Source organism: Marasmitruncus massiliensis (assembly GCF_900186535.1).
Lineage (GTDB): Bacteria > Bacillota > Clostridia > Oscillospirales > Ruminococcaceae > Anaerotruncus > Anaerotruncus massiliensis_A.
On sequence record NZ_FYDE01000003.1, the window covers coordinates 537,672 to 559,257 of the forward strand.

General features: G+C 52.0%; 18 protein-coding genes. 14 read left to right on the forward strand and 4 right to left on the reverse strand.

The window, feature by feature from the left end; translation table 11 throughout:
- The first annotated feature begins 148 nt into the window (after positions 1 to 148).
- From C1A10_RS03845 to carB, 12 genes are all read left to right on the forward strand, one after another.
- Entirely contained in the window at positions 149 to 1,234 is a 1,086-nt protein-coding gene (locus C1A10_RS03845; protein ID WP_101908965.1) for a PucR family transcriptional regulator, read from the forward strand.
- 47 nt (positions 1,235 to 1,281) lie between these two features.
- Positions 1,282 to 1,965 (forward strand): cell division ATP-binding protein FtsE, encoded by a 684-nt coding sequence (ftsE, locus tag C1A10_RS03850; RefSeq protein WP_101908966.1) that lies wholly within the window; start codon positions 1,282 to 1,284, stop codon positions 1,963 to 1,965.
- Entirely contained in the window at positions 1,962 to 2,867 is a 906-nt protein-coding gene (gene ftsX, locus C1A10_RS03855; RefSeq protein ID WP_101908967.1) for a permease-like cell division protein FtsX, read from the forward strand. The genes ftsE and ftsX overlap by 4 nt, the downstream gene beginning before the upstream one ends.
- Before the next feature lie 56 nt (positions 2,868 to 2,923).
- Complete coding sequence (locus tag C1A10_RS03860) at positions 2,924 to 4,171, forward strand: murein hydrolase activator EnvC family protein (RefSeq protein WP_242968821.1); 1,248 nt, start codon at positions 2,924 to 2,926, stop codon at positions 4,169 to 4,171.
- A 55-nt stretch (positions 4,172 to 4,226) separates the two neighbouring features.
- Complete coding sequence (locus C1A10_RS03865) at positions 4,227 to 5,477, forward strand: S41 family peptidase (RefSeq protein WP_101908968.1); 1,251 nt, start codon at positions 4,227 to 4,229, stop codon at positions 5,475 to 5,477.
- 274 nt (positions 5,478 to 5,751) lie between these two features.
- Positions 5,752 to 6,225, forward strand: a complete 474-nt coding sequence (gene greA / locus C1A10_RS03870) for a transcription elongation factor GreA (protein WP_101908969.1) — start codon at positions 5,752 to 5,754, stop codon at positions 6,223 to 6,225.
- A 93-nt stretch (positions 6,226 to 6,318) separates the two neighbouring features.
- Complete coding sequence (gene lysS, locus C1A10_RS03875; RefSeq protein WP_101908970.1) at positions 6,319 to 7,836, forward strand: lysine--tRNA ligase; 1,518 nt, start codon at positions 6,319 to 6,321, stop codon at positions 7,834 to 7,836.
- A 91-nt stretch (positions 7,837 to 7,927) separates the two neighbouring features.
- Positions 7,928 to 8,530 carry a hypothetical protein gene (locus C1A10_RS03880; protein ID WP_101908971.1) on the forward strand — a complete coding sequence of 201 codons (603 nt, stop codon included), beginning with the start codon at positions 7,928 to 7,930 and terminating at the stop codon, positions 8,528 to 8,530.
- Between the two features lie 294 nt (positions 8,531 to 8,824).
- Entirely contained in the window at positions 8,825 to 10,144 is a 1,320-nt protein-coding gene (locus C1A10_RS03885; protein WP_242968823.1) for a dihydroorotase, read from the forward strand.
- Positions 10,110 to 11,042, forward strand: a complete 933-nt coding sequence (pyrF, locus tag C1A10_RS03890; protein WP_101908973.1) for an orotidine-5'-phosphate decarboxylase — start codon at positions 10,110 to 10,112, stop codon at positions 11,040 to 11,042. Before C1A10_RS03885 ends, pyrF begins: the two co-directional genes overlap by 35 nt.
- A 94-nt stretch (positions 11,043 to 11,136) precedes the next feature.
- Positions 11,137 to 12,249, forward strand: coding sequence for a carbamoyl phosphate synthase small subunit (locus tag C1A10_RS03895; RefSeq protein ID WP_101908974.1), 1,113 nt, complete (start codon positions 11,137 to 11,139; stop codon positions 12,247 to 12,249).
- 1 nt (position 12,250) lies between these two features.
- Positions 12,251 to 15,454 carry a carbamoyl-phosphate synthase large subunit gene (gene carB, locus C1A10_RS03900; RefSeq protein ID WP_101908975.1) on the forward strand — a complete coding sequence of 1,068 codons (3,204 nt, stop codon included), beginning with the start codon at positions 12,251 to 12,253 and terminating at the stop codon, positions 15,452 to 15,454.
- 49 nt (positions 15,455 to 15,503) lie between these two features.
- Here carB and C1A10_RS03905 read toward each other — a convergent pair whose 3' ends face one another.
- Both C1A10_RS03905 and C1A10_RS03910 read right to left on the reverse strand, forming a co-directional pair.
- On the reverse strand, positions 15,504 to 16,145 hold the full coding sequence (locus C1A10_RS03905) for a type I phosphoribosyltransferase (RefSeq protein ID WP_101908976.1): 642 nt from the start codon (positions 16,143 to 16,145) through the stop codon (positions 15,504 to 15,506).
- A gap of 118 nt (positions 16,146 to 16,263) precedes the next feature.
- Positions 16,264 to 17,469 carry a tRNA(Met) cytidine acetate ligase gene (locus C1A10_RS03910; RefSeq protein WP_101908977.1) on the reverse strand — a complete coding sequence of 402 codons (1,206 nt, stop codon included), beginning with the start codon at positions 17,467 to 17,469 and terminating at the stop codon, positions 16,264 to 16,266.
- Positions 17,470 to 17,613: 144 nt separating this feature from the next.
- Between C1A10_RS03910 and C1A10_RS03915 the strand changes: the two genes are divergently transcribed.
- Together C1A10_RS03915 and C1A10_RS03920 are read left to right on the forward strand one after the other, a co-directional pair.
- Positions 17,614 to 18,813 carry an acetate/propionate family kinase gene (locus tag C1A10_RS03915; RefSeq protein ID WP_101908978.1) on the forward strand — a complete coding sequence of 400 codons (1,200 nt, stop codon included), beginning with the start codon at positions 17,614 to 17,616 and terminating at the stop codon, positions 18,811 to 18,813.
- A 77-nt stretch (positions 18,814 to 18,890) separates the two neighbouring features.
- Positions 18,891 to 19,706 carry an amidohydrolase family protein gene (locus C1A10_RS03920; protein ID WP_180950967.1) on the forward strand — a complete coding sequence of 272 codons (816 nt, stop codon included), beginning with the start codon at positions 18,891 to 18,893 and terminating at the stop codon, positions 19,704 to 19,706.
- On the opposite strand, the gene spoIIR is transcribed toward C1A10_RS03920, so the two are convergent.
- Both spoIIR and metA read right to left on the reverse strand, forming a co-directional pair.
- On the reverse strand, positions 19,701 to 20,318 hold the full coding sequence (gene spoIIR, locus C1A10_RS03925) for a stage II sporulation protein R (RefSeq protein WP_180950968.1): 618 nt from the start codon (positions 20,316 to 20,318) through the stop codon (positions 19,701 to 19,703). The two genes, C1A10_RS03920 and spoIIR, sit on opposite strands and share 6 nt — an antisense overlap.
- 57 nt (positions 20,319 to 20,375) lie before the next feature.
- Complete coding sequence (metA, locus tag C1A10_RS03930; protein ID WP_101908980.1) at positions 20,376 to 21,317, reverse strand: homoserine O-acetyltransferase MetA; 942 nt, start codon at positions 21,315 to 21,317, stop codon at positions 20,376 to 20,378.
- Positions 21,318 to 21,586: the final 269 nt, after the last annotated feature.

Below are 21,586 nucleotides of genomic sequence, written 5' to 3' on the forward strand. Positions count from 1 at the left end.
TTGTAAAATATTCGTGATGGCTTGTTGGAATTCAAATGTTGCGCTTTTTTTGCCTTTTTTTGGCGGATAAGCTGCGGCGAAAACCGGTTCGTGGTTCGTTTGCGTCCGGCGGAAGATACAAATTATTACGAGTGAAGAGGGGATAGAAATGTCAAACAGGCTTTTCCAAGGAATCGTTCATCAGATGAGGGACTGCATTGATCGGGTCATTGGTGTTGTGGATGACAGTGCAACGATCATTTCCTGCAGCGATTTAACTAAAATTGGAGAAACCAGCGAGTTTTTCACGCTTGATGCAGGGGATGCCAACGAGGTGTTTGTCCGCGATGGCTATACCTACAAGCCTTTTGGCAGTAAAATGAAGCCGGAATTTGCGGTATTTGTCGAGGGAGTTGACGAACCGGCTGCTAAATACTGCAACCTTTTGGCAATTTCACTTTCATCCATCAAGCAGTACTATGATGAAAAATACGACAGGAACAACTTCATTAAAAACGTAATCCTGGATAATATCCTTCCCGGTGATATTTATGTCAAAGCCCGCGAACTGCATTTCAACACCGATTCCACCCGCGTTGTGCTGCTGATACGCATTGTTGCGTCCAACGACATTTCTGCGTTCGATGTGATTCAGAACCTGTTCCCGGACAAGCAGAAGGACTTTGTGTTCAATATTTCGGAAAGCGATATCGTACTGGTGAAGGAAACCAAGCAGGGGATTGAAAGCAAAGATCTGGAAAAGCTGGCCCGTTCCATTGTGGATACGCTGGGAAGCGAGTTCTATACCAAGGTGGTAGTGGGCATCGGGACCTCGATCGTCGGCGTGAAGGATCTTGCGCGCAGCTTCAAGGAAGCGCAGGTCGCTCTTGAGGTCGGCAAGGTGTTCGACACCGAAAAAGCGATTGTCAGCTATGACAACCTCGGCATTGCCCGCCTGATCTATCAGCTGCCGACAACGCTTTGTGATATGTTCCTGCGGGAAGTTTTCAAAAAAGGATCGATTGAGAGCCTTGATCATGAGACCCTCTTTACCATTCAGAAATTCTTTGAGAACAACCTGAACGTTTCCGAAACCTCGCGCAAACTGTTTGTGCACAGAAACACGCTCGTCTACAGACTGGAAAAAATTAAAAAGCTGACTGGGCTTGACCTGCGGGAATTTGACCACGCGATTATCTTTAAGGTTGCGCTGATGGTCAAAAAATACCTGACGGCGAATCCGGTCAAGTATTAAACCGAAACTGACCTGCAGCGGCAGGCATTTTCAAAGGCGGTGTACCAGTGATCGAATTTGTCAATGTTTCCAAGGTCTATAAGACCGGGACGCATGCGCTCAATCATTTTAATGTGAGTATTGACAGAGGGGAATTTGTGTTTGTGGTAGGTCCCTCGGGCGCTGGAAAAAGCACCTTTATCAAACTGCTGATGCGTGAGGAAAAACCAACCTCCGGTGAGATTTATGTCAACGGCCAGAATCTCGTAAAACTTCGCAGGAGGAAGGTGCCTTACTTTCGCAGGACGCTGGGGGTCGTTTTTCAGGACTTCCGTTTGATTCCGAACATGAATGTTTATGACAATATCGCGTTTGCCCTGCGCGTCACCAATGTTCCCAGCAAGGATATCCGCAGCAGGGTTCCTTACATACTTGGCCTGGTCGGCCTTTCCGGAAAAGCGAAAAGTCTGCCCGAGCATCTTTCGGGAGGGGAACAGCAGCGGGTTGCTCTGGCTCGCGCGCTGGTGAACAATCCCTCGCTGATTATTGCGGACGAACCGACCGGCAATATTGATCCCGAGCTTTCTTTTGAAATTGTGGACCTGCTCAGCGAAATCAATAAGTGCGGCACTACGGTCGTAATGGTGACTCACGCGCATAATCTTGTCGCTGAGTTTAACCACCGTGTCATCGCCATCGACGAGGGTACTGTGATATCCGACAATAAAAACGGGGGGTACTACGTCGAATGAGAGGGAGTAGTTTTGGCTATCTGCTCCGGGAAGGCGCAAAGAATATTTATGCAAACCGTCTGATGTCTTTCGCGTCGATCGGGACGCTTGTCGCATGCATGCTGCTGATCGGCGGTTCTTTGCTGTTCTCCATGAACATTAACCGCGCAGTGGGATATGTGGAGCAGCAGAATGAGGTCGAGGTGGAACTGGACGACGGCCTTTCCGATGAGCAGATTAAAGAAGTCGACAAGGAAATCACGCTGATCGACAATGTTTATGAGCGGAAATTTGTTTCCAAGGATGCATTGATGGAAGAACTCAAGGCGCAGTCGGATGACCTCGCGGCCCTATTGGATGGTCTGGAGGAGGACAATCCCCTTTACGACTCCTACCGCCTCAAGGTCAAGGATCTTTCACGCCTTTCCAGCACCGTCATGAAGCTGGAATCCCTGGAGGGGGTTTCCGCCGTACGTGCCCCCGACATGGTCGGGGAGATTATGACCAATGTGAAACGGGCTGTCTCTTCGGCGGGCTATTTTATTGTTGCCATTCTGCTTGTCGTTTCTTTGGTGATTATGGGGAATACCATCAAGGTTACGGTTTTTAACCGCAGGAAAGAAATTAATATCATGAAATACGTCGGCGCAACGGATGCGTTTATCCGTCTGCCGTTTTTTGTGGAAGGGTTTTTGCTCGGGCTTGTATCTGCGCTGATCTCGTTTGGCCTGCTCTGGGTCGGGTACAACTATATTCTGGATGTGATCGCGCAGAACCCCTCGACATGGATGACGCAGGTCTACAGCAACATCATCCCGTTTGATGAAATTGCTGCCCAGATGCTGGCTTGGTTTTTAGGCGGCGGCGTGTTTATCGGCGTGTTCGGCAGCATGTTCTTTGTAAATAAATATCTGAAGGTGTAGTTCGGCCAAAGCGGCCGCTCAAATTTTATCACAATTTGCAGGGGGCGGAAGGCAGCGTGAAGACTTCAAAAGGAAAGAGAATATTTGCATGGCTTATGGCGGTGCTTATGGCGCTGATGTTTATCATTCCGTCTTTATCAACGATGGCGCGTGCGGATGACGGGGATGAATATGAAGAAGAGGTCGTGGAAGATGATTTCAGCGACGAAAAAAGCCAGATCAGCGACTTGAATGATAAGTACGCGCAGCTTCAGAAAGAACAGCAGGAAATCAGCTCAAAAATCACACAGGTGAAGAACGAAAAGGAAAAACAGATCGCTGTAAAGCAGCAGATTGACTCACAGATTAACAATACAATTGCTCAGATTGATGTGCTTAATGACCGCATTGAGCTGCTGGAAGACCAGATCTCCAAAAAAGAGGATGAAATGGATCAAAAGCAGAAAGAGATCAATGCCAATTTTGAACTCTTCAAAAAACGTGTCCGGGCGCTCTGCTCCACAAAAAAGGCAACAACTCTGGGTCTTATTTTGGGTGCGGACAGTTTTTCCCAGTTTCTTACAAGGACGGAGGCCACTACGCGGATTTCCCAATACGATACGGATATGATCCAAATGCTTACGGAACAGAAGAATGAGCTGGAAAGTATCAAAAAGGAAATTGAGCAGGATAAAAGCAGCGTGCAGGAGGACCGGAATGCGCAGGCCTCCAAAAAAGAAGAACTGACGGGGCAGATGGTTGATGCACAGAATAAAATTCAAGACATTTCCGAAATGGAAAAGGAGTTTTTGGCAAATAAGGATGCTTTGACCAAGCAAATGCAGCAGGTGCAGGCGGAAATTGCGAAAATTTACGCAGAAATTAACAAAACGTCCATGAATACGAAATATACGGGCGGTAAGATGGGATGGCCGGCTCCAAGCCTTGGGCAGATCACCTGCCCGTATGGCTGGCGGTTTGGGGGAAGCGATTTCCATACAGGAATCGATATTTCCGGCGCCGGTGCTTACGGCGCGACAATTGTCGCGGCAAACGCCGGTACGGTCAAGGTTGCCAACACCGCATTTACCCCGGGCTACGGTTATGGAAAATATATCATTATTGACCACGGAGGCGGGATACAGACACTATACGGGCATTGCAGCGCCCTGAATGTAACAGTAGGGCAGGTCGTTGCAAAAGGGCAGCCGATCGCGCAGGTGGGCTCCACCGGCTGGTCCACAGGCCCGCATGTACACTTTGAAATTCGCCAGAACGGCAATTCAGTCAATCCATTAGGCGGCGGCTGGCTGGAAGAAGGCTAATGCCATATGCGCCACGCGTGGAACCGGCGGAAGGCACAAAGTTAGGAGAAGGCAGATGAATAAAAAAATATCTTTGGGCGCCGCAATCTTTCTGATGCTGATTTTTATGGCGGCCACCGTTTCGATGACGATGATCTATTCCCAGCGGGATTTTAACAGAAAAGTCCGAGATCTCAAAGACCGGGAGTCCAGATACAGCAAAATTGCCGAAATCGACAACTACGTGCAGAACCGCTACATCGGCACCATTGTTGCGGATGACTTGACAGATGCCACGGCAGCTGGTTTTTTGGCCGGAATCGGGGACCCTTATGCAAGGTACTACGATAAAACCAGCTATGACCGTCTGCTTGCCGATTACAGCGGAAACTCAGTGCAGATCGGAATCGTTCCTCAAAAGGACGAGAGCGGGTACATTAAGGTCGGCGAGGTTTACCCGGATTCGCCCGCACAGGCTGCAGGCATCCAGCCGGACGATCTGATTGTCAAAATTGACGATACGGACATTAGCAGCGAGAACTATTCGGAAGCGGTGGCGATGCTGAAAGGCGAGCCGGGAACCAAAATGAACATTGTCGTACGGCGCGGGGTGGAAGAAAATACGCTGGAAATGACCCGCCGCTTTGTGGAAACGCCGTCCGTAAATGCGACTATGCTGGAAAATAACATCGGTCTGGTAAAGTTCACAGAGTTTAATGACACCACACCCGATCAGTTCAATAAGCGCGTCAATAAGCTGATGGATGAAGGCGCGCAGGCACTGATCTTTGATGTGCGCGGTGTGAGTACCGGCGTGCTGCGTTCGGTGGCCCAGGTGCTGGATAAGCTGCTGCCGGAGGGCACAATCGTTTCCTCCACCGATAAGGATGGCAACACAACCGTGCTGGAAACCTCGGATGTTACGGAGATTGCACTTCCGATGTCGGTGATGATGAATGACAAAACTTCCGGTGAAGCGGAACTGTTTGCGCAGGCGATTAAGGACTACGACAAAGGAAAGCTTGTGGGAACCAAGACGGCCGGAAAAGGAACCGCCCAGACAATTATTCCGCTCACCGACGGCAGCGCGATCAAGCTGACAACGGCGCGCTACAACCCGCCGGTAAGCCCAAGCTATGACGGCGTTGGCGTAAAGCCCGATTTTGAAGTAAAAATGAGCGATGAGCAGCTTCAATATGCTACCGATGATCCCGAAACAGACGCGCAGCTGAAAAAAGCAATTGATGTGGTAGCCGCCGCAATCAAGCAGTTTAACGCGAGCCAGGCTGAGTCATCGGAATCTTCCGAAGAAACATCATCAAAGTAAATAAATACCGGTCGGCTGCCAGTCGGCCGGTTTTGTCATAGCATGGGAAGGGCTTGCATATACTGGACAAGAGCTTGGAAGTGAATGACAGAAATTGTAAAAAATTCATCAATTTTAAATCTTTTGCTTGACATAACAAAGCACTCTGACTATAATACTAAGCATTGTAGCATATCGTAAGCAAGTTCTTGCGGCCGGTGTGTGAAAAGGCTGCCGAAGATGGCGGCCAAATCTTTTATATTGGCTAATAATGCTCTGTAAAGGAGAATTTAATATGGCAACTGAATTGCTGATGACACAAGAAGGTTATGAAGCACTCAAAAAAGAGCTCAATGAGCTCAAAAGCGTTACCAGGGGCGAAATTTCTGAAAAGATCCGCGTTGCCCGTGGTTTTGGCGACCTTTCTGAAAACAGCGAGTATGATGAGGCGAAGAATGAGCAGGCGGTCGTTGAGGCAAGAATCAAAAAGCTGGAAGATCAGCTGAAAGCAGTCAAAATCATTTCAAAAGACCAAATTTCAACAGACAAGGTAACCGTGGGATGCCGTGTCAAGATTCTGGATATGGAATTTGACGAGGAAATGGAATATGTGATTGCAAGTTCTGTGGAATCTCATTCCGATCTGGACAGCATTTCTGACGAGTCCCCTGTTGGCAAGGGCCTTTTAGGACATAAAGTTGGTGATGTCGTTGAGATTCATGCGCCTGCCGAGACGCTGAGGCTTAAAATTATGGAAATCGGGATTTAATGTCGATTTTCTGCATGCGCGGGCTTTGCAAAAGCCCGCGTTTTTGTTATAATATATCTGTTTGCAGAATTACAGATTAAGGATGTGTCAACTATGGATCAGAATTCGCATGCTCCTGAAGTGGAGTTGACTGCGGAAGAAGAGCAGGCAAAACTGTCGGAAGTTTTGCAGATACGACGCGACAAACTGGCCGCATTAAAAAATGAGGGGAAAAACCCTTTTGAAATTACAACCTATCATCGCACCGCCTATGCCAAACAGATCGTCAATTCTTTTGACGCGATGGAGGGTAAAGAGGTTTCCATCGCAGGGCGGATAATGAGCAAGCGCGGAATGGGAAAAGCTTCTTTCCTTGATATAAGCGACTCTACGGGAAGAATTCAGAGCTATGTCCGTCAGGACCATGTGGGGGAAGAGGCTTACGCAGATTTTAAAAAGTGGGATATTGGGGACATCATCGGAATTACCGGAGAGGTTTTCCGTACACAGAAAGGTGAAATTTCTGTAAAAGCGGAAAAAATCGTGCTGCTTTCCAAATCCCTGCTGCCTTTGCCGGAAAAATGGCACGGGCTGAAGGACACGGAGCTGCGCTATCGTCAGCGGTATGTGGATCTGATTGTAAACCCCGAGGTGAAGGAGACCTTTATCAAGCGTTCGCGCATCATTACGGCGATCCGCAGCTTTTTGGACTGCCGCGGATTTATTGAAGTGGAAACGCCGGTTCTGCACACCATCGCCGGCGGCGCGAATGCGCGCCCGTTTATTACACATCATAATTCCCTGGATATCGATATGTATATGCGTATCGCGCTGGAGCTGCATTTAAAACGCCTCATTGTCGGCGGTTTTGACAAGGTGTATGAGATCGGGCGTGTCTTCCGCAACGAGGGAATCGATACCCGGCACAATCCGGAGTTTACGCTGCTGGAGCTTTATGAAGCCTTTACGGATTATCACGGCATGATGGATATTACCGAGGAACTGATCCGGCATTGCGCCCACGAAGTGCTGGGCACCGGCCTGATCCAGTACGGCGATGTGGAAATCAATCTGGACAAGCCTTTTGAGCGGCTTTCGATGCTGGATGCTGTGAAAAAATACAGCGGGGTGGATTTCCGTGAAATCACCACATTGGAGCAGGCTCGCGCCGCTGCAAAAGAGCATCATGTGGAATATGAGGAACGCCATCTTGTCGGGGACATCCTGAGTCTGTTCTTTGAAGAATTCTGCGAGGAACATCTCATCCAGCCGACTTTTATTACCGACCATCCGGTCGCGATTTCTCCGCTGTCCAAGCGCAAGCCGGAGGACCCCGAATATACCGAACGGTTTGAGCTGTTTATCCTCGGACGTGAACACGCGAACGCCTTCAGCGAGCTCAATGACCCGATTGACCAGCGGGAGCGCTTTGAGCGCCAGGCGGCGCTGAAAGCCGCCGGCGATGAGGAGGCCACCGATGTCGATGAGGATTTCCTGACCGCGCTGGAATATGGCATGCCTCCAACAGGCGGCCTTGGCATCGGGGTTGACCGCCTTGTGATGCTGCTGACCAACAGCATTTCTATCCGCGACGTTTTGATGTTCCCGACGATGAAACCCAACAAAGATTAGCTTCTATTCACGTAACCATTGAAAGGAGGGACCCCCCATCGAGCAGGTAGATACGAAAGGAATTGGCATTCAGCGCAGGCGCCGGTTTGGCATGCTTGTAGTTGCGTTGCTGATGGTTTTGATGCTTGGGCTGGGCTATTATTATTCAGCCGGACAGGAAATGGGCGAAAGCACGGTTGTTGTCGCGGTGCGGGGGTATCTTTCGGTCGAGCAGAAAACTGCGCTGAACGAACAGTTTTCTGGCTATGCACCGGAGAACATGGAAGGGCTGCGGCTGAAAATATTTGAATTTCCGGCAGCCAACGCGGAAGATTCCGATATGAATACATCCAAAATGTTTGGAGAATTTATGAGCGAACTCAAGAGCAGCGAGTCCAGCCTGCTACTGCTTGACCGCAATATCTACGACATGGTGGGGGACGAGACGCTGTTTGAAGACCTCTCCACCCGGTATCCGGCCGATCCGGCCGTTACCGGAAAATACCTTTACGCGGTGAAAGATAAGCCGTTTGTGACCGCAAAGGGGCTGGAAGGCCTTCCCGAAGTGTTTCTGGTTTTGCGCAGCTCAAAGTCGGGAGCGGTCAACCGTAATGCGAAGACGCTGGAGCTGTATAACCAGCAGTGCGAGCTGATGGATAATATTGCGTACAGTACCCCGCCCAACGGCTATGCCGCCCAGGGCCTGCAAAAGTAATACTACTGTGGGACACGACAAAACGTTTTGTTCCGCGGGGAGAAAAACTATCGTTTTGCCATGTGGACAGAAACCAGATAATAGTGTATAATTATGCACATAATAATGAATAGGGAGAGAAAATATACAGTGCATCGGATTTTTAACAAAAAAATAAATCATCCGCTGCCTTTTTCCCTTTCCTTTCTTACACTGTTTTTTTCATCGGATGCCTATCCATTATTTTAATGGATAGGTATTTTTATGTGCCGCAATGACAGGATTCTGCCCGGAACCGGAAAGGAAAGATCATCTGTGAACAGACTTCTGATTAAAAATTCCCATGTAATCGACCCCTCACAAGGAATTGACAGGGTGTGCGATGTGCTGATCGAAAATGGGTTGATTGCCGCTGTCGGCATCGTTCCCGCAGATTATGACGGCCCGGTTATGGATGCCGCAGGACTTTGTCTTGCGCCGGGTCTGGTGGATATGCATGTTCACCTGCGGGACCCGGGGTTTACCCAAAAGGAGGATATCATGACCGGCTGCGCCGCCGCTGCCGCCGGAGGGTTTACCTCGATTGCCTCAATGCCGAATTCCAACCCGGTCTGCGATAAAACCGATGTGGTGAAATATATCATCGGGCGCTCAGAAACAGCACCTGCAAAAGTCTATCCTGTCGCCGCGATTACAAAGGGACTGAAAAGCGGGGAACTGACTGATTTTGCCTCCCTGCATGAAGCCGGAGCGGTCGGAGTTTCGGACGACGGGCGGCCGGTGACGAATAACCGGCTGATGCTGGAGGCCCTGCGTACCGCGGGCCACGAACACCTTGTGGTCATCTGCCACGCGGAGGATTTGGATATTGTAAACGGGGGAATCATGCATAAGGGTGAAATCAGCGGCCGCTTAAAGGTTCCCGGGATAGACCGGGCGTCGGAGGACTGCGCGACCGCCGCGACAGTGGCGCTGGCGGCGGCTTCGAATACCCATGTGCACATTGCGCACGTCTCCACAAAAGGTTCGGTGGAACTCATCCGGGACGCGAAGCGGCGGGGCGTGAATGTGACCTGTGAAACGGCGCCGCACTATTTTGCGCTGAACCATGAAATGCTGCTCAAAATAAGCGCAAACTATCGGATGAATCCGCCGCTGCGGGAGGAAAGCGACCGCAAAGCGATTCTGGACGCGATTGCCGATGGGACGATTGACTGCATCGCGACCGACCATGCCCCGCATACACCCTACGAGAAGGCGGAGTTTGAAACCGCGCCGAACGGCGTGATCGGGCTGGAAACCTCGCTGGCGGTATCGCTGACGCATTTGGTGCACACCGGCATCATTACGCTGTCCCGCCTGATGGAACTGATGTCGTGGACCCCAGCCCAAATTCTCGGAATCCGCGCGGGAACGCTGAAAAAGGGAGTGCCGGCGGATCTGGTGCTGTTTGACCCGGAAGAAAAATGGGTGGTGGATAAAACAAAATTCCGCTCCAAAGCGCGCAATACCTGCTTTGACAAGGCGAAGGTCACTGGACGGGTACGGTATACGATGCTGAACGGCGTGTTGAGTTATGAATATCGAGAAGAAACGGAGAATGGCAATGGAAAAGCTGATACGGCGAATTCTTGAACTGAAAAACCCTACGGTGGTGGGCCTCGACCCCACCTTGGCGTATCTGCCCACACAGGTGAAGGAGAAAGCGTTTTCCGTTTACGGAAAAACGCTTGAGGGGGCCGCGGCCGCCTATCTGGAATTCAATCAGGCAATGATCGACGCAGTCTGCGACATCGTACCGGCGGTCAAACCGCAGTGCGCCTACTATGAGCTGCTGGGGTGGCAGGGGATGAAGTGTCTTGCCGAAACCATCGCGTATGCGCGCAAAAAGGGAATGTATGTAATCACAGACGGCAAGCGCAACGATATCGGTTCGACCATGCAGGCATATGCCGCCGCCCACTTAGGCGAAACGGACATTGAGGGGGTTCGCTGCGCCCCGTTCGGCGCGGATGCGCTGACGGTCAACGGCTATCTGGGCTCCGACGGTATCCGGCCGCTGCTCGACCTGATCAGCGGGCAGGAAGACAAGGCGATCTTCGTGCTTGCAAAAACTTCGAATCCGTCCTCCGGGGAGCTTCAGGACAGACTGATCGAAGGCGAGCCCGTTTACACGGTGATGGGAGCCATGTGCGAACAATGGGGAGAAGCGTCCCGTGGAAGCTATGGCTACTCACAGGTGGGCGCGGTAGTGGGCGCAACCTACCCCGAACAGCTTGCGCTGCTGCGGCGAAAGCTGCCCCACACATTTTTCCTCGTGCCGGGATACGGCGCGCAGGGAGGCGGGGCAAAGGACGTTGCCGGCGCGTTTGACCAAAACGGGCTTGGCGCGATTGTAAATTCTTCCCGCGCAATTTTGACCGCGTGGAAAAAAGAAGGATGGACCGGGGATACCTATGCGCAGGCGGCGAGGGCGGAAGCCATCCGCATGCGGGACGATATCCTTTCAGCGATTCCCCCTATGCAGGGCTAGGGAATCCTTTGTCAGAACAATTTACATTCGGGAGATACCATAAGGATGCCACAGTGTTTGCGGCGTTTTGGTAGTCAGAAAGATGGAGGTATTTATGCAGATACTGGAAAACGGGCAGAAGGCGTTCCTGCTGCTGGCGGACGGAACCGTGTTTGAGGGGCTGTCTGTGGGCGCGCAGGGAACTTCGGTTGGAGAAGTGGTGTTTACCACCAATATGACGGGTTATCAGGAGACGCTGACCGACCCCAGCTATTACGGGCAGATTGTCACCCAGACGTTCCCGCTGGTCGGAAACTATGGCGTGAACAGCTTTGACGGGGAGTCGGCGAAATCCTATGTAAAAGGCTATATTGTGCGCGAATGGTGCGAAGCGCCCAGCAATTTTCGCTGCGAGCACGATCTGGACTGGTTTTTAAAAGAACAGGGCATTGTGGGCATTTATGGGATAGATACCCGCGCGCTTACGAGAAAAATCCGCGAACACGGCGTGATGAACGGGATGATTACAACCGGCGACGTTTATGCGGATTTTAATGGGAAACTCGAGTTGCTCGGCGCATATACGATTCAGAACGCCGTCCGTTCGGTTTCCATTCCGGATGCGAAAAAATACGCGTGCGATAACCCGCAGTTTGAGGTTGCGCTGATGGATTACGGCTATAAGCGCAACATCCGCAGGTCGCTTTTGGAGCGCGGCTGCAATGTGACCGTACTGCCCTGCACCGCCACCGCGGAAGAAATTCTGGCGGGCGGATATGACGGCGTCATGCTTTCCAACGGCCCGGGGGACCCCTCGGAGGACAGGGAGATTATTGCCAACCTTCGCGGGATTGCCGGTTTGGGGCTGCCTGTGTTTGGTATCTGCCTGGGTCATCAGCTGATGGCCCTGTCACAGGGTGCGAAAACCGCCAAATTGAAATACGGCCACCGTGGCGGCAATCAGCCGGTGGTCGATCTTGAGACCGGACGTACTTATGTCACCAGCCAGAACCACGGCTACGAGGTTCTGGGGGATACCCTGCCGGAGGAAGCGGGGCATGTCAGCCATATCAACGCGAATGATAAAAGCTGTGAGGGCGTTGCTTATGCAGGCGGGAACATTTTCACTGTCCAGTTCCACCCGGAGGCATGCTCGGGCCCGCAGGACACCGGGTTCCTGTTCGACCGGTTTGTGGAACTGATGAAATCAAAAAAGGAGGCGAACTGACATGCCGCTGCGCAGGGATATTAAAAAAGTGCTCGTAATCGGTTCCGGCCCGATTGTCATCGGGCAGGCCGCCGAATTTGATTATGCCGGGACGCAGGCATGCCGTGCGCTGCGCGAAGAGGGGCTGGAGGTCGTCCTGATCAACTCCAATCCCGCCACGATTATGACAGATAAGGCAATGGCGGATAAAATTTATATCGAGCCGCTGACACTGGATGTCGTGAAACGCGTTATCCTGAAAGAAAAACCGGACAGCGTGCTTTCCACGCTGGGCGGGCAGACCGGCCTGACCCTCTCCATGCAGCTGGCGAAGGAAGGATTTCTGGAGAAGCAAAATGTCAGGCTGCTGGGCGCGAACCCCGAAACCATCGACAAGGCGGAGGACCGGCAGATTTTTAAGGATACCATGCAGTCGATCGGGCAGCCGTGCATCCCATCCAAGGTCGTGGAGACGGTGGAGGGCGCCGCGGCATTCGCGGCGGAGATTTCCTATCCGGTTATTGTGCGCCCGGCCTTTACACTGGGCGGCAGCGGCGGCGGCATCGCGCAGGACGAACATGAACTGCGGGAAATTGCCCGCAACGGCCTGCGCCTTTCACCGATTACGCAGGTGCTGATTGAAAAATGTATCTCCGGCTGGAAAGAGATTGAATTCGAAGTTATCCGCGACAGCAAGGGCAATATCATTACCGTCTGTTCGATGGAAAACCTTGACCCGGTGGGCGTCCATACGGGAGACAGCATCGTTGTCGCGCCTGCCGTGACGCTGGCGGATAAAGAATACCAGATGCTGCGCACCGCTTCGATCAATATTGTGCAGAGCCTTGGCGTGGAAGGGGGCTGCAACTGCCAGCTCGCCTTGAAGCCGGACAGCTTCGAATACGCGGTGATCGAAGTCAACCCGCGTGTCTCACGCTCCTCCGCGCTGGCTTCCAAGGCGACCGGCTACCCGATTGCGAAGGTCGCGGCGAAAATCGCGATCGGCTATACGCTGGATGAAATCAAAAATGCCGTTACCGGCAAGACCTATGCCTGCTTTGAACCGGCGCTGGACTACATTGTGGTCAAATTCCCCAAGTGGCCGTTTGACAAGTTCGTATACGGAAAGCGTACGCTTGGCACCCAGATGAAGGCGACCGGCGAAATCATGGCAATCGGGACTTCTTTTGAACAGGCCATGATGAAAGCGGTCCGGTCGATTGAACTGGGGCTGGATACGCTCGACTATCAAAAGCTCAAGGACAAAACGGACGATGAAATTCTGGAATTGCTCCACAACTGTGACGACGAGCGCATCTTTGTGGTATTTGAAGCGCTCAAACGCGGCGTATCGACAGATACGATTTTTGAAATCACAAAAATTGACCGCTGGTTTACCGGTAAGCTCAGGAATCTGGCAGAACTGGAGGTCTATCTGTCCGACGGTAAGTTGGATCGGAAAAAGTACCTGCTCGCGAAGCAGTACGGATTCCTCGACAAGACCATCGAGCGGCTTTCCGGCTGCAAGGTGGATGCACAGCTGAAAAAATACGCCTCCTTTAAGATGGTGGATACCTGCGCCGCTGAATTCGCCGCGGAAACGCCCTATTTTTACTCTACCTTCGACGAGGAAAACGAAGCGGAAGAATTTTTAAAGAGCCACCCCACCGGAAAGAAGAAGGTCATGGTCATCGGTTCCGGTCCCATCCGGATCGGGCAGGGCATCGAATTTGACTACTGTTCGGTGCATTGCGTCTGGGCGCTGAAGGAAGAGGGCTATGAAGCGATCATCGCGAACAACAACCCGGAAACCGTCTCCACCGACTTTGATACCTCCGACCGGCTCTATTTCGACCCGCTGACGCCCGAAGACGTGGACAGCATTCTGGAAACGGAAAAGCCGTGGGGCGTTGTGGTGCAGTTCGGCGGTCAGACCGCCATCAAGCTGACACGGCACCTGCAGGAAAAGGGTGTGCGGATTCTTGGAACCTGCGCCGACAGCGTCGACGCTGCCGAAGACCGGGAACGGTTCGATCAGGTTCTCGAAAAATGCGGAATTCCCCGCCCCGCCGGGCATACGGTCATGAACAGCGAAGAAGCGGTTGCAGCCGCCAATCGGCTGGGCTATCCGGTGCTGCTGCGCCCCTCTTATGTGCTGGGCGGGCAGAACATGATTATAGCGTATTCCGATGCGGATGTAACCGAATATATGGGCATTATCCTGACCCATAACATTGAAAATCCCGTGCTGATTGATAAATATATGATGGGCAAGGAAATTGAGGTCGACGCAATCTGCGACGGGCAGGATTATCTGATTCCCGGCATCATGGAGCATATCGAGCGCGCCGGTGTCCATTCCGGAGACTCCATCTCCGTTTATCCCGCGCAGACCCTTTCCCAGCGCATCAAGGCGACTTTGATCGACTATACCGGACGCCTTTCCCGTGCGCTGAAAGTAGTCGGGCTGGTAAATATCCAGTATGTGGTGTATAACGATCAGGTCTATGTGATCGAAGTCAACCCTCGTTCCTCCCGTACGGTTCCCTACATCAGCAAGGTCACCGGCGTGCCGATGGTGGATATCGCAACCAAGCTGATGCTGGGCCATAAGCTCTGCGACATGGGCTACGGTTCCGGGCTGTACCCGGAGGGCGATTACGTCGCGGTCAAGGTGCCGGTGTTCAGCTTTGAAAAGCTGCATGATGTCGATACCGCGCTTGGGCCCGAAATGAAATCCACCGGCGAAGTGCTTGGGATTGCCAAAACCTTCGGGGAAGCCCTGCTCAAGGGCCTGACCGCGGCGGGCTATAAGCTCAACCGGAAGGAAGGCGGCAACGTTTTAATCACCGTCAAGGATTCCGACCAGATGGAGATGCTGGATGTCGCGGAGAAGTTTGAAAAGCTGGGCTTTACGATTTACGCGACGCCCGGGTGCGCGTCACTGCTCAACCGCCACATGATTGCGGCCAATATGGTGCGCAAGATGGATAAAGATCATCCGCACCTGATGGATCTGGTGGAAAGCGGAAAACTGGACTATATTATTTCCACCTCCGCCAAAGGCAGACTGCCGATCCGCCATTCGGTACAGATGCGCCGCAAAGCGGTGGAGCTTTCCATCCCGTGCCTGACATCGCTGGATACGGCGAACGCGCTTGCGAATGTCCTTCTGATGAAGAAAACAATTGATGATGTGGAACTGGTTAATATCATAGAGATTTGATGAAAAGAAATGCCCGCGGCAAAAGCCGCGGGCATGTTGTTATGATGATTTAAATCCGGGAAAATCCAAAACTGTTGGCTAACGCGTCAATGGGAATTCCCTGACGGCACTGCGGGCAGTCGCGGTAGGAATGGGTTTCGTAGTCAGGAATATCCTGCCAGGAAAAAAGCCGGTGAATCCGGATGCCTTCCTGCTCTTCCTTCGCGCTGAAAACAGCCGCGATGCCCTGCACTTCCCCTCTGTAATATTGGATGCATTCAAGCACGCGGTGGATGGTCTTGCCGGTTGTAACCGACGCGATCAGCAGCAGCACTTTTTTGCCGCGGATCATGGGTTCCAGATTGTCCCGGAAGATCATCTGCCCGTTGGTATTGAATTCAGGTGTGATGACAAAAATATTTTTCCGGCTGTTCATGGAAATCATGTCGTTTTTGGATAGTTTCTGTGCGAGGAACGCCCCGATGATTTCACTGCCATCCATGCAGACAACGGTGTCCACGACCTTCTCATAGGCGAAATTGTCCGCCAGGGTAATGCCGGCCTCCCGCGCCAGCATATGGCTGTGCTTCATTTCGGTGATATCAATGTAATAGTTGATGTGGGAGTGGCTGGTTACAAAGTGCCCGGGAATCGCGGTAATGGACAGCACCGGATTCAAGGGCGACGCGATGGTGATAGAATTACCTGCCATATGAATACCTCCGTTCTTTGCATCACAGGCTGTGAGACATTCCTCCTGATCAAATAATAGCATATTACACCAAAATAATCAATATAGTTAAATAATTTTTATGCAATAAGTTTACAATTTAACGAACGGTAATCTTTTGCCGGTAGTCGCTTCCGCAGGGCTGCACAACCGGCAGGCCCAGCACGTACAGATCGGAAGATTTGGCCTCAAACCGGGCAAACTCCTCGCATGCTCCGCCGAGCTGTTCCAGTTTGGCGAGCGAATGGGAAACGGGAATCGCCCCGGAAGCGCCGATATCCGACAGCAGCTCCATCCCCCGGCGGTTGAAGGAGAGAACCCGGGCATAGGGCGGGGGCACCTGTATCAATCGGGCGGGTGTGCGCAGGTAGGCATTCCAGATAAGCCGCCGGATACGCGAGAGCGTATATCGTTTTGTTTTTACCGCCGCGAGCAGCGCGTCCACGGAAACAGAGGAACGGACGGCGTCATAGATGCGGTGTTCCAAACCTTCTGACAGGTCGGGCAGGCTTGCGAAATCCGCTTCGTCCATCATGCGCAATGAGGAGAGCAGCGAGGTATGCAGACTGTGGGATGTGAACGGCATCAGTCCGGCCTGCGCCGCGGAACGGTAGACCGCCATCGCTGCTGACGGCACAAACGGTTCCAGGCTTTCCACCGATTCTAAATCCAGGAGGTTGCGCAGATGGGAGGCGGAGGCGATCCTGCCGCAGGGCGATCTGCTGTCGTGCTCCGCGCCTTCGCGCCTTACGGTGAACGGGGTGATTTTCAGATTTTGCAGAATGATCTGGCGCAGGTATTCCACCGCCAGCGTATTGTTGGGGGAGGACAGCACTTCGGCCACTTCCGCCCCGTAAAGGGTTTCCACTGCTTTTTGACGCGCGCGGGCGTAGGTGACGCCTTCCGTGAGGAGCGTTTTCGTATATTCGCTGCAATAAGAAGAGAGGACGGCTTCCGCCGCTTTCACCAAAAGATCCACGTCTCCGCATTCGCTTCCGAAGGAGAGGACATCCACACAGCCGAGCCTGCCCAGTACGGACAGCGCGCCGTAGGCAAACCGCTCTGCCGTCGCCATCGCGTAAGGAAGCGGAAGTTCCAGAATCAGATCTGCCCCGCAGGCGACAGCGGCATTGGCGCGGACAAACTTCGGTGCGCAGGCCGGGCCGCCCCGCTGCGTGAAGTTGCCGCTCATAACAGCCACAATATGGGTAGCGCCTGCCGCCCGGGTTGCTTCAATCTGATGTGCATGCCCGTTGTGGAACGGATTATATTCTGCAACAATTCCTGCAACGATCTTTTTCTCCATGGCTATCTCCCTGTTTTGACGAAATTTCTCTATCGCCCTTGAATTTTGTCCTATAGTGTAATAATATATAAACGTATGCAAATGTGTCAAGACGCAATATGGCAAACAGGCATGTACAAACCAATATAAAAGGAGCTAGAATTCATGAAGGTACTGGTTATCAATGCAGGAAGCTCGTCGCTGAAATATCAGCTGATTGACATGGAGGACGAAGGCGTCCTGGCAAAAGGCAACTGTGAGCGCATCGGGGTAGGCGGGAAAATCAGCCACAAGACCGCCGACGGCCGCACCGTTTCCTATGAGACCGATTTCCCCACCCATAAGGAAGCGTTTATGGAACTGGTGAAGACACTCACTTCCGGAGAGGGAAAAGTCATAGATGATGTGAAAGAGATTTCTGCCGTTGGACACCGTGTTCTGCATGGCAGTGAGAAATATAAAACCTCAACGCTGATCACCGATACGGTGATTGACGACATCCTTTCATTCTCGGAGCTCGGCCCCCTGCACAACCCGCCCCAGGCCATAGCGATGAAAGCCTGCCAGGATGTGTTCGGCAAAGACGTCCCCATGGTTGCGATCTTTGATACCTCGTTTCACCAGACCATGCCCGAGAAGGCCTACATGTTTGCAATTCCTTATGAATATTATGAAAAATATCATATCCGCCGCTATGGTTTCCATGGAACCAGCCACCGTTATGTCAGCGCCCGCTTCTTTCAGGTTTCCGACATCAAGAAGGAAGGCAGCAAGCTGATCACCTGCCATCTCGGCAACGGCAGTTCGATTTCTGCCGTGAAGGACGGAGCATGCTTTGACACCAGCATGGGCTTCACTCCGTTGGACGGCTTCATCATGGGAACCAGAAGCGGCGGTATCGACCCTTCTGTCGTGACCTATCTTGCCAATAAAGAACAGATGACCCCCGACCAGATGTCGGACATGCTGAATAAAAAGTCCGGTTTCCTGGGTGTTTCCGGCGTGTCCAGCGACTGCCGCGATGTTACCGCCGCCGCCAAGGCCGGAAACCACCGCGCTCAGCTGACGCTTGAAATGCTCTGCTACCAGATTAAAAAGTTCATCGGCGGCTATGCGGCGGCGATGGGCGGCGTGGATGCGATCATCTTCACAGGCGGAATCGGCGAAAATGACAAGGCCCTGCGTTCCGCGGTCTGCAAGGATATGGAATTCCTCGGCGTCAAGCTGGACGAACAGGCCAACAGCGAGTTCAGCGGCGAGGAACATAAAATCTCCGCGCCCGGCAGCAAGACCGAGGTCTGGATTCTTCCGACCAATGAGGAACTGCTCATTGCACGCGATACCAAAGAGCTTGTTTCGAAATAAGCTGATAAAAGCAGAACAGCCATCCGCGAAACGCGGATGGCTGCTTTTCGATGATTCACAGGAGAGGAGGCATTCCAATGACAGAGATTAACGGGCGCAAACGGATGATCGCCGACGCCCACGCGCATATCTTCCCCCAGAAAATCGCCGAAAAAGCGACGCAGTCCATCGGCAGCTTTTATGACATCAAAATGCTGCATACGGGAACGTCTCATCTGCTGCTGGAGAGCGGCCAAAAAATCGGCGTATCGAGATATCTGGTTTCCTCAACGGCCACAAAGCCCGAACAGGTCGAGGCAATCAACACCTTTGTTGCAGAAGAATGCAGGATACATCCGGAATTTTTCGGCTTCGGGACCATGCACCCCGATTACCGGAATATAGAAGAAGAAGTCGGGCGCATCGTTGCGCTCGGGCTCCATGGCGTGAAACTGCATCCGGATTTTCAGCGGTTCAATATTGATGATCCGGATGTGATGCCCATGTATCGGGCAATCGAAAAAGCCGGGCTGCCGATCCTGTTTCATACCGGCGACAAACGGATGGATTTTTCCGCGCCGAGAAGGCTGCATGAAGTAGCGGTGAAACTGCCGGGGCTTACCTGCATAGCCGCCCATTTCGGCGGCTATAACAGCTGGTCGGAGGGGGCAAGGCATCTGCTGCTCCCCAACGTCTATTTTGACACGTCCAGCAGTCTGTTTGCGCTGACCCGTGACCAGGCGGTAGGTCTTTTATACCATTTCGGCGTCGACCGGTTCATGTTCGGCACCGACTTCCCGATGTGGGATCATCGGGAGGAGCTTGACCGGTTCCTGGCGCTCGGGCTTTCCGACACGGAAAATGATCAGATCCTCTATCAGAATTTTGCAAGGATTTTTCAGATTCAGCTATGATGCTTTCACAGTGGCCTGCCGTTTTGGCAGGCTTTTTTCTTTGATCTGCTCAAACAGCTCCACAATTGCGAGTTTCGGTTTAAAAAGCGGTTCGTTGTTCAGATGTTCGATCTCATCAAGGGCTACGCTCTGAGGCGCCATAGCGGGAGCAACACAGATAGGCGGATAAACAACGCACCACCAATTCTTGCCTTCTCCGCTGCCGATTGTGACGCGAACGGCGTCATAGATTCCTGCCGGCAGGGAAATGTCCCCGTATTCCCGTGTGGTAAAATACATCCGGGTCAGTTCCGCTTTTACAGTCGCATCCACTTCGTTTTTCCGCAGCTCTTTTTCCGCCGCTTCACGGATGGCCGGCAGCGCCTGTTCAGCCACTTTTTTGGCGTCCTGCTGGCTTTGCGGCTCCTCAAAGACGCTGCCGACATCCGCAAGAATCCTGTCGCGTACCTGAAGCTTGATCTTTTGATCGGCTATGCTGTTGGAATTTGCCATAATATGTAGGCGCACTACGTTGGAGCGCACGAGATCACACTCTTGCCCAAAAGCCGCAATGTTTGACATCAGAACTGACACCGCCAGCCCGATCACCATTGCCAGATCTAGTCTGCGCATAAAAAATCCTCCTGACAAAATCATTTGTTAGGAGGATTATTGGAAAATAAAACCTGTTTATTCAGCCGCCGGGTGAAGATTTTCATCGAGTCTTTCCAAGTCAAAAGGCGTTGCCTGATAGACATAATAGTTCAGCCAGTTGCAGAACAGGAGGTTTGCATGGCTGCGCCAGGTGTAAGCCGGAGTAAGCTCGGAGTTGTTGTCCGGAAAATAGTTTTCCGGCATGTTGATCGGAAGCCCCTTATTTAAGTCTCGGAAATATTCGTTTGCAAGCGTGTCGCGGTCATACTCCGAATGTCCTGTAATAAAAAACTGGCGCCCGTCGCGGCGTCCCACCATATAGACACCGGCCTTGTCCGAAGAGGCCAGAATTTCCAGTTCGGGGTTGCGTTCTATTTCACGGCGCAAAACGGTGGTATGCCGGGAATGGGGGGCGTAAAAAAGTTCGTCGAAACCGCGCGTGATGGGATGGTTTCCTGACAGCAGGCGATGCTGGAAAATGCCGAACATTTTTTCGTCCAAAGGATACTTGTTGACACCATAATGGTAATAAAGCCCCGCCTGTGCGCCCCAGCAGATATGCAGCATGGAATAAACGTTGCTTTTGCTCCACTCCATAATCTCGCAGAGCTCGTCCCAGTAGTCTACCTCTTCAAAAGCCATCTGCTCGACAGGGGCTCCGGTAATAATCATGCCGTCAAAACGTTCGTTTTCGATATCATCAAACGTTTTGTAAAATTTAAAAAGATGCTCGGAAGATGTATTCTTGGGAGTATAAGACTTGGTTTGCAGCAACTCGATGTCGACCTGAATAGGGGAGTTACCGAGCAGACGCAGGAGCTGTGTCTCTGTTTCAATTTTTTTTGGCATGAGATTCAGAATCACAATTTTCAGCGGGCGAATATCCTGATGCAGTGCCCGGTGTTCAGTCATTACAAAGATATTCTCATTCTCGAGAATCTTCGCAGCGGGCAGGCTGTCTGGAATCTTAATCGGCATATGGGATCACCTTCAATTATAATATAAGAGCTGTAAGGCTAATAAAACCTATTCTATCTCATTCGATAAAGAAAAGCAAGCGTGCGAAGCGGCTTGGAATGGGCTGTCGCAAGGAAGTTTGAGAAAAAGGAAAAAAGAATGCAAAAAGGTGTTGACAAAAAGGGATGGGAATGGTATTATAACTAAGCTGTCTCGTGAGCGACGCGGAAAACGGCGAAAACGAGAGGCACAGCACCTTGAAAAATGAACAACGAGTAAGGAAGAAATCA